Below are 13,251 nucleotides of genomic sequence, written 5' to 3'. Positions count from 1 at the left end.
CAGATAATGGTTCCATTTTGCCCGCCGCGAACGAAAAGTCAAGCCGCCATTGATGTTTCCAGCTATTTATCAGTTGACAGTACCTCACTTGTCATGTAAGATTTAAACTGTTAAACATGAAGCCATACAACTAAATCATTCGTATAACCTCACAGATTTGAGCTTGAATAGGGTGAGGGTATCTACGGGAAGCCTTAACTTCCTAACTACGAATATGCGATCATTTATTATGATCCTGTATTCGTCGTTAGGATTTTTTTGTGCATTCATATGGTCATTTAATACTGCAGGAAGGAGAAATGTAAGGGATGAAATATTTATTATCGGTTTTTCTGGGTGCCGCAAGTTATGGCATTTTATCCACCATCGTCGTTCTGGCTTACGGCAACGGCTATGCGCTCGGCGAAGTGGTTGGCAGTCAGCTGCTTACGGGCTTCGTATTGGCATGGGTGCTTGCTTTATTTATGAAGTGGAGGGAGAAGCGCAGCAATGGAGACAGCAAAGAGTTAGGTGCTTTTGCTTCAGAGAGCATGACGAAGCTAACCTGGAAGCAACGTTTGCTCCTGATGGCGGCGGGAATGCCAACAGCTGTAACCGGCTTGCTCTATTATCAATCTCTTCGTTACATTCCAGCTTCATTAGCCATTATTTTATTATTCCAATTCACATGGATCGGTGTTCTCATTCAAGCGGTAAGCCAGCGGAAACGTCCTAATGGCATTATGTTTTTCACGATTGCCATCTTGTTTGGAGGAACGATGCTTGCTGCCGGCATCATGGAACAAGGCGCAGAAAAGTTCAATATATCAGGGATGATTTTGGGCCTGCTGTCCGCGGTGAGCTACTCGATGTTTATTTTATTTAGCGGAAAGGCAGTTCCCGCCGTACATCCGGCTTATCGCAGCGCTTGGATGATAACCGGCGGCATGCTGCTCGTATTTATTTTGTTTCCGCCGATGTTTTTGTTCAATGGTCTCTTTTGGAGTCATTTAATGCTTTACGGTTTTTTGCTTGGTTTGTTCGGCGCATTTATTCCGCCAGTTCTCTTCGCGGTCGGTGTGCCGCATATCGGTGAGGGGATGGCCGGCATTGTTGGCGCATCGGAGCTTCCTGTCGCGGTGCTGCTATCGTCCTTTATTCTCAATGAGCATGTGAGTATGCTGCAGTGGACTGGAGTTATCATCGTGCTGATCGGAATCGTGCTGCCAGAGCTGTTGAAGCGAAGACGAATAAGCATGCAGTAGCCTTACAGCCAGCAAGCTCTTCCCAATTGAGCTGCTGGCTTTCTTCTGTTAAGGGCATAAGCGGATCATATATTCATTGAATAACAGGTCCTCATTTCATTAATAATAAAGAATCATTTGTTATTGAATACAATTAACTGGCAGGGCAGGAGGATTTAGGGTGCAATTTGACTGTGTGATTGTAGGGGGAGGCATTGCAGGTCTGCAAGCTGCCATACAATTAGGAAGATATCGGCATCATGTGGCCGTCATTGACGGTGCCGATGGACGATCTACTCTATGCAGAAGCTACCATAACCTAATCGGCTTTCCGGATGGCATTAGCGGAGCCGAGCTTCTTGCTTCAGGAAAAAAGCAAGCAGAGCAGCTAGGCATAGAATTTATAAAAGCTACAGTCGTTCGTGCGGAGAGGGATGCCGAAGGATTGCGGCTAATTACCTCCGATGAAATGAGCTTTCGGGGTAAACGTCTGCTGCTTGCAACGGGCGTAAAGGACCGGCTCCCTAATTTCCCCAAGCTTATTCCTTGCATGGGGATTAGCGTTTACGTTTGTCCGGACTGCGACGGTTACGAAGTGTCCGGCAAGCAAACGCTTGTGCTGGGAGCCGGAAATACGGGTGCGCAAATGGCTCTAACCCTCACGCATTGGACGGCGGATCTCATTTATGTGAATCATGAACGGTCACCGGTTGATGGTGAGCTTCACCAACGTCTTGCAGACAAAGGAATCCAATACATAGAAAAGCCGGTTCAAACGGTCATTGCCGAGCAGGCTCAGTTTCAAGGCATTATATTGGAAGACGGCTCGAGCATTTACCGCGAGCGGTGCTTTGTCGCTTTCGGAGGCAACGAAGTGCGCTCAGCCATCGCCAAACAGCTTGGCGCTCAGCTGATGGATAATAAGCATGTAGTCGTTGATCCGCGTACAAAGCTCACTAGCGCCGAGCATGTATGGGCTGCGGGGGACGTCACCGCACATTCCGAAATGGTAACCATTGCGATGGGAGACGGCAGTCAAGCAGCCATTTGGATTCACAAAAGTCTAATTGCTACATAGATGTAATCACCTTGTCGATAATTCCGTATTCCAACGCTTCTTCAGATGACATATAATAATCACGATCCATATCCTTTTCGATTTTTTCCAGCGGCTGACCGGTTCTTTCGGCAGAAATTTGGTTTAATTTAGCCCGAATGTTCAAAATCCGGTTTGCACTAATCGCGATATCGCTAGCTTGCCCTTGTACACCACCGTGAGGCTGATGAATCATAATCTCGCTATTAGGCAGTGCGGATCGATGGCCCTTCTCGCCTGCAAGCAAGAGGATGGCGGCGAAGGAAGCCGCAAACCCGGTACAAATCGTATGCACAGGCGGCTTCACGAATTGCATCGTATCCAGGATAGCGAAGCCGGCAGAGGTGGAACCCCCGGGACTGTTAATATACATTGAAATTTCTTTATCCGGATCCTCCGCTGCCAGAAACAATAATTGAGCAATGATGCTGTTCGCGACATTATCGTCAATGGCAGAACCTAAGAATACAATCCGATCTTTCAAAAGTCTGGAATAAATGTCATAAGATCTTTCGCCGCGGCTTGATTGCTCGACCACATAAGGAACATAATTACTCATCATTTTAACCTCCCGATAAATTTTGCTGCTTTCCATATGTAAACGATTTGGAGCCGGTAAAGGATACGGATCTTTTTTTACGGTCTTTGCGTATCCTTTGTAATTGTCCATTCGTTTACTTAAGTAAGGATAACTCCCTTTACCTAGCGTAAGACGGGATAGAGCTGAGGAGGCTGGAATATGATTTTTGCGGATACATTAAAAAATGAGGAAACGCGCAGCGATGAAAAAAACATAGAGCAGCTGCAAGCAGCCGTATATCGTTATTGCTTGTCTCTTACAAAGTCAAGATGGGATGCCGAGGATTTAGCGCAGGAAACTTGGTTAAAAGGAATGCGGGCCGCAATAGACTCAACCCATAAAAACCGTGAAGCTTTCTTGCTGCGGATTGCCAAAAATACATGGATCGATCAATTGCGCAGACGAAATCAATACGCTCGTCTCTTATTGCAAGAGAAACAAGTGGAAGCAGCATCTAATTCGAGCAGCCTGGAGCTTGAGGAGGTTTTGTATGCGGTCATGAAGCATTTATCGCCGCTGCAACGCACCGTTTTTCTGCTTCGAGATGTTTTTGGCTACTCCATTCTGGAGACGGCGAAGCTGCTAAACTCGACGCCGGGAGCAATAAAAGCAGCGCTGCATCGTGCTCGGGAAGCCTTGCATGAGGTGAGACGGGAACTGCAAGGAGAAGCAGGCCTATCCACTATAGATGAGGATACGAGAAGCTTCATATGGGCGATGGCAATGGCGTATCAAGCTGGGGATCTGGTTCTGCTTATCGAGCTCGCTCAAAGGGAAATCGAGGGAGCCGCGATAATCACGGGAATTGTCCAAAACAACCGGCTGCAAGCGATCAGTCGTGGTCAGCATGCCCGAGTAAATTACAATAAACCGTATACGATAGAAATGGCTGCTTAAGCTGTTCTTTTTTAATAAATGGAACCCGATTATCCCGCTTCGTGTCTATAAAATAAGCTGATGCCTATTGGTGTCGGTTTATTTTGTTTTTCTCGAATGTGACGCGGACGTTCATGAAATGAGCTATAATTAAGCAAATGAAAAAATAGGATTGAGGCAGATGGTTATGACGAAAAAGCTTATTTTTTTTGATATCGATGGCACATTGGTTGATCATGAGAAAAAAATTCCGCCGTCGACAGAGCAAGCCATTGCGGAATTGAAGGAAGCTGGACATGAAGTTGTCATTGCAACAGGCAGAGGACCCTTCATGCTGAAACCGGTCAGCGAAGCGCTTAGCATCGAATCCTACGTTAGCTTTAACGGATCGTACGTCGTCTATAACGGTGAAGTGGTATACAGTCATCCGATTGATCCTGTTCGTTTAGCAGAGCTTTCCCGAATTACGATAGCGAATAAGCATCCTTTAGTCTATATGACTCCGGAAGGGATGCGAACGAGCACGCATCAAACAGCGTATACGGATGATGCTAATGAAGCCTTGAAATTAAGACTCCCGCCACTCGAGCCCGATTATTATTTAGGAAAAGAGATTTATCAATGCTTGCTTTATTGCAAGGAAGAAGACGAAGGCTACTACAAAGAAAACTTTTCGGAACTCGGGTATATCCGTTGGCATCTATACGGCAGCGATATACTCCCGCCCGGAGGCTCGAAGGCAAGAGGCATTCAAGCGCTAATCGAGCGTGCAGGTTTTAAAAATGAGGATGTTTACGCTTTTGGCGATGGTTTGAATGATCTCGAAATGCTGCAATATGTTTATCATAGCGTCGCCATGGGCAACTCGCCTGACGAAGTGAAGAACGCAGCCCGTTATGTGACGAAGGCTGTGACAGAGGATGGAATTATGCATGGTCTGAAAATGCTGGGCTTACTAAAAGATTAGATTTTTAGCGCGGTTAAGAACGTCTTTCCCATAATTGGTAAAGTTCTTTTATAAATGTTTTTGCACTTTCGCTAGTCTCCTGTGTCGATATATACTGATGAAGTCGGGCCGACAATTGATGAAGAAAGGAGCTGATCGAATTGATTAACCAAATGGAGGTGATCTCCGTTTAGACGGAGATCACCCATATGAAGGAGACCGCAGGGTCTCCTTCTTTTTCTGAACTTCATCACATAAAATTTTAATGGAAATATTGTTAAACATTTCTTGTCAACTGAAAAGGCTTACAATATACTTGTAATGTAATTATATGAAAGAGCTCGCATGAAGGACAAACCTTCATGGATTTTTTGTTTTTCAGGTTGGATTTACTTTACAAATAATCGAAGGGAGGCAGCAAAGATGTTGATAAATAACGCAACGACTAATCTTACACAGATAAGCCTGTTCGAGGAGGACGTTTATTGTGAACTACAAAAATGGGAGAGATGTGCTTCCCCCTAGTTTATTGAAAGAGCTGCAGAAATACATCCAAGGTGATTTGATTTACGTCCCAAAGGCAGCGGAGAAACGAGCAAATTGGGGAGAGGTTAGCGGAACACGGAAGCTGCTGGCCGAGCGTAATAAGGAGATATATCTCTTTTACACAAATGGGTGGTCTGTAGCCGATCTGGAACGCAAATATCATTTATCGGGCGAGAGCATCCGCAAAATTATCGTAAAAGCGCGATAACGGGATAGAAGCAAGAGGCAGGCGGCATAAAGTTGTCTGCCCTTTGCTTTTTTTAGAATTTTTAACCAGAACCAGATAAGAGCTCCGCGAGCAAAACGATATGGATGAATCAACTGGCGTTTGTCGAATGACATTATGTAGATTTACCGCGTTATTTGTCGAAAAAAATTAACATGCACCGTGCTGATGATGATTGCAAGCATTCATGCGTTTGTATAGTCATGCAGTCAAATAAGAGCAAAAACAAAAACCGCATTCCAATCGGAATACGGTTTTTTTATGTGTAACAAATCAACCCGGAATAGAAATATAATTGTTGATGGTTGCAGGTTTGAAACCTCTGGCGGAATCCTGTTAACGAATCGTTGCGGCAGGCAGTTCCACAACGGAATGCGGGTACTTATAATCATTCCGATAGCAATTAGTATCCGAATCATACGTCGATTGCGAGAGCTTATGAGAGATCGCAAATATAGATAGTTTCGGATTGACATGCAAAGCGGACTCAAAGAAAGAGCATCTTTCGAAATTGAAGTCCATGGTGGAAATGATAATTACGCAGTTCGTGAAAGTACAGCCAATAAAGCTGAATCCATCAAAAGTAATTGTCTCGTTTTTAAAATGTTCATTAGATATTCTATTCATTATCGACGCTCCTATTCTGTGATGGGACAACCTAATAAAGATATTAACAGAATTTAAATGTGATGTTTGTCGCTTATTGTTTTGAAAAATAAATAATTAACGACATAAATAGCGGTCATCCGAACTTTACCGCAGAAGAAAGGGGATACATAATGTGCTTAATAAGCAATACCATTAGGCATTCACCTAATTGATCTGCTATGAGTATCTTAGTGCTAAAGAGACCCTTAACATTGGAGGAATTAGCTTGGGATATTACGTGGCAGTGGAACCTGATGTGAAGATATATGTAGAGGACGTAAATCCGAATAGCAATAAGGTCATCTTCTTTATACATGGCTGGCCGGCTAATCATCATCTGTTCGAGTACCAATTTAATGTATTTCCTGCTTTGGGTTACCGCTGCATCGGCATCGATCTTAGAGGCTTCGGTCTATCCGATAAACCTTACAACGGCTACAATTATGACCGGTTAGCCGACGATGTTCGAGCTGTTGTTGATGCGCTTAAGCTGCAAAGCTTTACCCTTGCAGGTCATTCTGTAGGCGGTGCGATCGCCATACGTTATATGGCGCGTCATAACAGCTATGGAGCAGCTAAACTGGTGTTACTGGCTGCAGCTGCCCCAAGCTTTACACAGCGGCCGAACTACCCGCATGGGCTGCCTAAAGATGAGGTGACCAAGCTTATACAAGCTGCTCGCAACAACCGTCCTCAAATGCTCCGGGATTTCGGCGAAATGTTCTTTTTCCAAAACGTTGCCGAGCCATTCTCCGAATGGTTCTTTCAACTCGGCTTGCAGGCAGCGGGTTACTCTACTGCCGCTCTGCTCGAATCACTGAGGGATGAAAGCTTATTCGACGATCTTAGCAAAATAAAAGCTCCGGCCTTAATTTTCCAAGGAATACATGATCAGATCGTGCTCCCGCAGCTTGCTATGGCGCTGAGCAAAGGTATTCAAGGCTCAAAGCTCATATGGCTGGAATACAGCGGGCACGGCTTGTTCTGGGAACAGCGCGATAAAATCAATGAAGAGATGTCGAAGTTTATCGGCTGATACATGTGCCGTCGTTTCACTGTAATTAGCGCCGATATGAAGGGTGGAACCCATGTCTTAAAACGTGGAAGCCGCCTTTTTTTGGTATTCAATCATTTGGACGGCTGATATAATATTGGGATGGGAAATAAGTATTTTCTTTCTATCAATCGCAGCAGCATGAAAGCACGGGAGTGACAACGCTCCTTTCTTAGGTTAATGTCAAACTATGAAATTGTTGCTGAGAAGCTTTGCTGTATTCCGATGGATAATAACGGCCTTATTATTGTATTAGGCAGTAGTACGCATTATGATGATTTCTAATCAAAAGACAGAGGTGTAACGATGGAATCTAAAAGAATTGCTGCGGAAAGAGCTGTAGAATTTATTAAGGATGGCATGATTGTTGGGCTCGGGACAGGCTCGACCGCATTTTGGGCGATACAAAAAATCGGACAAAGAGTGAAGGAAGGGTTGTCGATCAAAGCGATTGCTACGTCCAATCAATCTGAGGATTTGGCGAGAGAACTTGGCATAAGCTTGCTCTCAACTGCTGAAATTGAAACTATCGATATTACGATTGATGGCGCTGATGAAGTTGATACGGATTGGAATCTAATAAAAGGCGGCGGCGGAGCGCTTTTGCGCGAAAAAATTGTCGCATCCTCCAGCAAGCAGCTAATCATCATTGTAGATGAAAGCAAGCTAGTCAAGCAATTAGGCCATTTCCCTTTGCCGGTTGAGATCGTTCGGTTTGGATATGAAATAACGGTCAATAAGCTGCGCAAGCTTGGTGCTGAGCCAACTCTAAGAAAAACCGGCGAACAGCCCTATTTAACGGATAACGGAAATTATATCGCCGATTGTCACTTTGGAAAAATAGATCGGCCAGAGGAGCTGCATCAAGCTCTGAACCTCATTCCGGGCGTTGTAGACAACGGCCTCTTTATTGGCATGGCAACGCATGTAATCGCAGGCTATCAGGATGGAACAGTCAAGGAGCTGCTGAAATAATCAAACTCAAACTTGTGCTCCTTGACGAAATATTTACTCAAAAAAACCTTGATTGACCATACTTATGGTCATCAAGGTTTTTTTGTATTTTCTGTCGGGGAGAACAAACAAATGTCCATAGGACTGATGACTAAACCAACTTAGTAATGCAAAAGATAAACGTGACTAATAGTTCCCAAATAAAAAGGAAGAAGCCGTATTATATCGATTGGCCGTTATCGACCTAAAAAGCCGCAATTCGTCCTTTTCAAAGAACGAGATTGCGGCATCATTACCAATAGCTGCACGTCATTGTGCGAATTTCATCTGGATGGTTTACAATTTTGTAAGCCCTATCGAATTATAAATTTGCGTAATGTGCGTGTCAATATAGCTCACACATAATTTTTTATTTTTCAAAAATGAGCGCATAATTGTGTTATATATATTGACATACAATACGGCATGAACTAATCTTACATTATAAGAGTAGAGCACAGCGGCGTGCCAACTCATGCGGCATTGATGCCTTTTCCCCGAATTCGGGAAAGGGCTTTTTATGTACATCTCTGCTCAAACATATCGTTGGGGGGATAATATGTCGAATATAACTGCGCTACACCCGCTGACAAACGACTTAGACAATTGCACGAGTGGATGTGAACATAGATGAGTAAGGAAAAACTAGTAGTCATTGGAAACGGTATGGCCGGCATCAAATGTGTTGACGAAATAATAAAGCTTGCACCAGAGAAATTTCAAATTACGGTAATTGGCAGTGAGCCGCATCCGAATTATAACCGAATATTGTTATCAAAAGTACTGCAGGGTGACTCCTCCATTGAAAGCATCGTGATCAATGATTGGTCCTGGTATGATGAAAGGGGAATTCACCTCTTTACGGGTGAGACTGTCACTCAGATTCATTCGGAAGCACAATATGTAACAACCTTATCCGGTATTCGTATTGATTATGATTACCTTATTATAGCAACCGGCTCCTCTGCCTTCATACCGCCTATAGCAGGCGTCCATAAGTCTGGTGTGATCTCATTCCGGAACATCGAGGATTGCCAGACAATGATGAAGTATGCGAAAAAATATAAAAAAGCGGCCGTCATCGGCGGAGGCTTGTTAGGTCTTGAAGCCGCAAGAGGCTTGCTGAACCTCGGCATGGAGACGGATGTGATCCACAATGCTCCTTATCTGATGAACCGCCAGCTCGACCGCAAGGCTGCAGAAATGCTTCGTAAGGAATTAGAAGAACAGGGCATGCGGTTTTGGCTAAGCAAAGAAACGGAAAGCATTACCGGTTTGAATCGCGCTAAAGGCATTCGCTTCACGAACGGAAGCTCATTGGAAGCTGATTTGATCGTCATCTCTGTAGGAATCCGTCCTAACATCGAGCTAGCCAAAAAAAGCGGCATCGAAACGAATAGAGCGATCGTCGTCGACGATTATATGCGCACGAGCATACCTAACGTTTATGCGGTTGGAGAATGCGCTGAGCATCGTGGAGTCGCTTACGGTCTGGTCGCGCCGTTGTATGAGCAAGGGAAGGTGCTGGCCAGCATCATTTGCGGGGAGGAATCAGAGCCCTATAAGGGTTCTGTACCATATGCACAGCTCAAGGTCTCAGGAGTAGAGGTCTTCTCGGTAGGCAATATTAACAAAGAGGAAGCAGATACAGCGATTCAGCTGTATGACGGTATTCGCGGCACTTACAAAAAAGTGACGATGATAGATGGTAAGGTTCGCGGCGCTATTTTGTTCGGCGATACGGCAGAAGGAACCTCTTTGCTTGGTTTAGTGAAAAGAGGGGCATCCATTTCTGAGCTTACCGCTCCTTCAAGCGCTGCAGACAGCGGCGGACTGGATGAGGCGGCCGCAAATATGCCGGACCGTGAGACAGTCTGTGCCTGCAACGCTGTCAATAAATCGGCTATCATGTGCGCTGTTATTGAAGACGGTATGCAAACGACTGATCAGGTTCGCGATTGCACGAAAGCGTCAAGCTCCTGCGGTGGATGTCGTCCTATGGTTGCGGCAATTGTGCAATATGCGCTTCGACACGGTAAAGAAGCTCTTGCGGCAACGGCTCCTCCCGTCTGCGGCTGCACAGATGTAAGTCATGAATTGCTAAAGGCTTCAATTGCTGACCGTTCATATTCTAATAAGCATGAGGTTAAAGTCGCATTAGGCTGGAAAAGCTTATCGGGCTGCCCGACCTGTACAGCTGCCATCCAATATTATTCGGAGCTTTATCATCCGGAGGCTGCCAAACAAAACTCGAACGGTACAGACGAAAGCTGCAGCGACCTCTCGGTTGGCGTTCATCCGGACAAGGGTGCAGGCATCGATGCAGAATTCGATTCGCGGTTGATAGGGAGAGAGCTTCAAAGCTCTTGCGGCAGCTTATCTTTCCCTTCGCCTGTGAGAGCAGCCATCACGTCCAGCCTTCGAAATCCGGCTGGGGTGCTCGTTCATGACATCGGCATAACCGGAGCACCCGCCGGCTGGGAACTCTATGCGGGAGGACATTCGGAGCTTCCGGTTAAGCAAGGTCAGCTAGTCGGAATAGCTGAGACCGATAAGGACGCGGTGATGCTTTCCGTATCGTGCCTCCAGCTCTACCGGGAAAGAGCGGAGTATGGCGAACCTCTTTGGAAGTGGATAGAGAGAGAAGGAATCGTTGAAATTAGAGAGATGTTATTTGACGGGGATTACCGGCTTGACCTTATCGATAGAGCAGAAGCATCAGCTATAACGAAAAAAAATGAGGAAAGGCTCGGTGAAAGCATATGCGGCAATTATTAAACGCTCCAGTAGGCATGGAATCGAGCTTTGTCACGGAAACGCAATGTCCGTTTTGCAGCGTGCAGTGTAAAATGCGCATAACGAAAGAGCTGCCGATACCTGGCTCACGCCGGTATTCTTATGCGGTTGAAGGCATACCAAACGCCGCTTCGGAAGGACGCTTATGCGTGAAAGGCATGAATTCCTATCAGCATGCGACAAGCACGGACCGCTTGCTTCAGCCTCTAGTAAGGAAGGACGGCCAGCTTGTCCCGGCTTCTTGGGAGGAAGCCTTAAATACGATTCATAACAAATTCCAATCTATCAGCAAGGAGCACGGCCCCGATTCGCTAGGCGTATATGGCGGGGGTTCGCTGACGAACGAGTCTGCCTATTTGCTCGGTAAATTCGCAAGGGTAGCGCTGGGAACCAAATATATAGACTATAATGGAAGATTTTGCATGTCGGCTGCCGCTTCTGCGGGCAACAAAACGTTCGGCATCGATCGTGGACTAACTTGTCGGTTAGCGGATATCCCGCTTGCACGCTGCATCATTTTGGCTGGAACGAACATAGCTGAATGCCAGCCGACTTTAATGCCTTATTTCACGAAAGCTAAGGAAAATGGTGCCATCATCATCGTCATTGATCCAAGGGCTACAGCAACCGCTGCGATAGCAGACATTCATTTGCAGATCAAGACCGGTACAGATGCCGCGCTTGCAAACGGCATGCTTAAAGTGCTGTTGGAAGAAAAGCTGATGGATGAAGCGTTTATCGCCAAAAGAACAAACGGATTTGCGGAGCTGAAAGAGCATCTGTCTTCTATCCAACTAAATGAAGTGGCCGAGTTAACGGGCTTGAATGAAGAAACGATCCGTAAGGCGGCGATCGCTTACGGGCAAGCGGAAACAGGCATTATTTTCACGGCAAGAGGCGTAGAGCAGCAGACAGACGGTCATGTGGCGGTGCGGAACTTCCTGAACATGGTTATCGCTACAGGAAAAATCGGCAAGCCCGGCTGCGGCTACGGCGCCGTTACCGGTCAAGGCAATGGGCAGGGCGGTAGAGAGCATGGACAGAAAAGTGATCAATTACCCGGCTACCGGAACATTGAAGATGAGCAGGATCGCGCTTATGTCGCTGGCGTATGGGGGATTGATCCGGCAGAACTCCCGCGTAAGGGCGTATCCGCATATGAAATGATGGAGCTTGTTCACAAGCGGGTCATTCGGTCTTTGTTCGTAATGGGTTCGAATCCCGTCGTCTCTAATCCGAATGCCGATTTGGTCGAGGAAGGACTGTCCGGATTAGAGTTCTTAGTGGTAGCAGATATGTTCATGTCCGAGACGGCGCGGATGGCCGATGTCGTATTGCCCGTTACAGCATATCTTGAGAATGATGGAACTTTAACCAATCTAGAGGGCCGCGTACTCTTGAGAGAATCTACTATTGCTCCTCCTGGCGAGACGAGGCATGACTGGAAAATTTTATGCCAAATTGCCGAAGGGCTCGGAAAACATAAATATTTTCCATTTCACACAGCTGAACAAATATTCGATGAGCTCAGAATCGCAAGCCGCGGCGGTCTTGCTGATTATTACGGCATCACCTATGATAAATTGCGGCGGACTGGCGGTGTCTATTGGCCTTGTACGTCAATCGAGGCGAACGGTAACCAGGGGATCATGTTCGAGCATGGCTTTGCCCATTCGGACGGGAAAGCGATTTTTATGCCTGTATCCAGCAAGCAGCCTCAGGAGACGCCAAACGAGGAGTTTCCGCTCACAATGACTAACGGAAGATTGCTGTCTCATTATTTGACAGGTGTCCAAACACGCAGAAGTCCTTCTCTGGCGGCGCGTAATGTAGACAATTATATCGAAATCCATCCGAAAACAGCCAAGAAGTATCGGGTGGAGGATGGCGAATGGGTAGAGGTTACCTCTCGCAGAGGCAGCTTCAGCGTTAGAAGCCGTTTCACGGATAAAATTAGAGAGGATACGTTATTCGTTCCGATGCATTGGGGTGGGGTACAAAACGTGAATAAGGCGACTAGTCCCGAGCTTGATCCCAATTGCAAAATGCCAGGCTTTAAAACCTCGACCGTTACCATAAGCCCTTTGCGTTTGCAGCAGCCTAGCAAGGCGCAAGCGAAGCAAGTATAGTTAATCCAAATCATAAGCGAGCCTGAATAAAAAGGACCGTTCCGAGCTGCCCATCTGGAGCCGAACGGTCCTTTGCTGTGACAAGCTTGACACAACGGCTGCGAGTGGTTTAAAACCATATACAGGGGTATACCGGCT

Annotated in this window: 11 protein-coding genes and 1 riboswitch; of the genes, 9 read left to right on the top strand and 2 right to left on the bottom strand. The window is 46.1% G+C overall.

Annotated elements, in window-relative coordinates:
- The first annotated feature begins 119 nt into the window (after positions 1–119).
- A riboswitch (purine riboswitch) is annotated at positions 120–229 on the top strand.
- Positions 230–308: 79 nt separating this feature from the next.
- Both AC0YNZ_RS05220 and AC0YNZ_RS05215 read left to right on the top strand, forming a co-directional pair.
- Positions 309–1,244, top strand: coding sequence for an EamA family transporter (locus AC0YNZ_RS05220; protein WP_475825628.1), 936 nt, complete (start codon positions 309–311; stop codon positions 1,242–1,244).
- 160 nt (positions 1,245–1,404) lie between these two features.
- Entirely contained in the window at positions 1,405–2,301 is an 897-nt protein-coding gene (locus AC0YNZ_RS05215; RefSeq protein ID WP_475825627.1) for an NAD(P)/FAD-dependent oxidoreductase, read from the top strand.
- On the opposite strand, the gene clpP is transcribed toward AC0YNZ_RS05215, so the two are convergent.
- Entirely contained in the window at positions 2,294–2,878 is a 585-nt protein-coding gene (gene clpP, locus AC0YNZ_RS05210; protein ID WP_475826142.1) for an ATP-dependent Clp endopeptidase proteolytic subunit ClpP, read from the bottom strand. The genes AC0YNZ_RS05215 and clpP overlap by 8 nt on opposite strands.
- A 180-nt stretch (positions 2,879–3,058) precedes the next feature.
- Here clpP and AC0YNZ_RS05205 point away from each other — a divergent pair, with 180 nt between their 5' ends.
- The 3 genes from AC0YNZ_RS05205 (at position 3,059) to AC0YNZ_RS05195 (ending at position 5,475) form a co-directional block, all read left to right on the top strand.
- The gene (locus tag AC0YNZ_RS05205) at positions 3,059–3,796 is read left to right on the top strand and encodes an RNA polymerase sigma factor (RefSeq protein ID WP_475825626.1); all 738 of its coding nucleotides are present in this window, start codon (positions 3,059–3,061) and stop codon (positions 3,794–3,796) included.
- A 160-nt stretch (positions 3,797–3,956) separates the two neighbouring features.
- Positions 3,957–4,742 (top strand): Cof-type HAD-IIB family hydrolase, encoded by a 786-nt coding sequence (locus AC0YNZ_RS05200; protein ID WP_475825625.1) that lies wholly within the window; start codon positions 3,957–3,959, stop codon positions 4,740–4,742.
- Positions 4,743–5,208: 466 nt separating this feature from the next.
- Positions 5,209–5,475, top strand: a complete 267-nt coding sequence (locus tag AC0YNZ_RS05195) for a CD3324 family protein (protein ID WP_110773087.1) — start codon at positions 5,209–5,211, stop codon at positions 5,473–5,475.
- Between the two features lie 354 nt (positions 5,476–5,829).
- On the opposite strand, the gene AC0YNZ_RS05190 is transcribed toward AC0YNZ_RS05195, so the two are convergent.
- Positions 5,830–6,120, bottom strand: coding sequence for a hypothetical protein (locus AC0YNZ_RS05190; RefSeq protein ID WP_110773088.1), 291 nt, complete (start codon positions 6,118–6,120; stop codon positions 5,830–5,832).
- Positions 6,121–6,367: 247 nt separating this feature from the next.
- Between AC0YNZ_RS05190 and AC0YNZ_RS05185 the strand changes: the two genes are divergently transcribed.
- From AC0YNZ_RS05185 to nasC, 4 genes are all read left to right on the top strand, one after another.
- Positions 6,368–7,177: an alpha/beta fold hydrolase gene (locus AC0YNZ_RS05185; RefSeq protein WP_475825624.1), complete on the top strand. Its 810-nt coding sequence runs from the start codon at positions 6,368–6,370 to the stop codon at positions 7,175–7,177.
- A gap of 324 nt (positions 7,178–7,501) precedes the next feature.
- A complete protein-coding gene (gene rpiA, locus AC0YNZ_RS05180; RefSeq protein ID WP_475825623.1) occupies positions 7,502–8,170 on the top strand; it encodes a ribose-5-phosphate isomerase RpiA in 669 nt (222 codons plus the stop codon).
- A gap of 648 nt (positions 8,171–8,818) precedes the next feature.
- Positions 8,819–10,966, top strand: coding sequence for a nitrite reductase large subunit NirB (gene nirB / locus AC0YNZ_RS05175; protein WP_475825622.1), 2,148 nt, complete (start codon positions 8,819–8,821; stop codon positions 10,964–10,966).
- On the top strand, positions 10,951–13,113 hold the full coding sequence (gene nasC / locus AC0YNZ_RS05170) for an assimilatory nitrate reductase catalytic subunit NasC (RefSeq protein WP_475825621.1): 2,163 nt from the start codon (positions 10,951–10,953) through the stop codon (positions 13,111–13,113). The genes nirB and nasC overlap by 16 nt, the downstream gene beginning before the upstream one ends.
- The last annotated feature ends 138 nt before the right edge of the window (positions 13,114–13,251 follow it).

Source organism: Paenibacillus sp. J2L1-98, from assembly GCF_056269405.1.
Note: the sequence above shows the minus strand (reverse complement) of the source record. Positions and strands in the feature narration are given on the sequence as shown.

Excerpts from the sequence above, each read along its gene's own strand:
- AC0YNZ_RS05220 (WP_475825628.1), top strand. The coding sequence starts at position 309 with ATGAAATATTTATTATCGGTTTTTCTGGGTGCCGCAAGTTATGGCATT.
- clpP (WP_475826142.1), bottom strand. The coding sequence starts at position 2,878 with ATGAGTAATTATGTTCCTTATGTGGTCGAGCAATCAAGCCGCGGCGAA.
- AC0YNZ_RS05205 (WP_475825626.1), top strand. The coding sequence starts at position 3,059 with ATGATTTTTGCGGATACATTAAAAAATGAGGAAACGCGCAGCGATGAA.
- AC0YNZ_RS05200 (WP_475825625.1), top strand. The coding sequence starts at position 3,957 with ATGGTTATGACGAAAAAGCTTATTTTTTTTGATATCGATGGCACATTG.
- AC0YNZ_RS05190 (WP_110773088.1), bottom strand. The coding sequence starts at position 6,120 with ATGAATAGAATATCTAATGAACATTTTAAAAACGAGACAATTACTTTT.
- rpiA (WP_475825623.1), top strand. The coding sequence starts at position 7,502 with ATGGAATCTAAAAGAATTGCTGCGGAAAGAGCTGTAGAATTTATTAAG.
- nirB (WP_475825622.1), top strand. The coding sequence starts at position 8,819 with ATGAGTAAGGAAAAACTAGTAGTCATTGGAAACGGTATGGCCGGCATC.
- nasC (WP_475825621.1), top strand. The coding sequence starts at position 10,951 with ATGCGGCAATTATTAAACGCTCCAGTAGGCATGGAATCGAGCTTTGTC.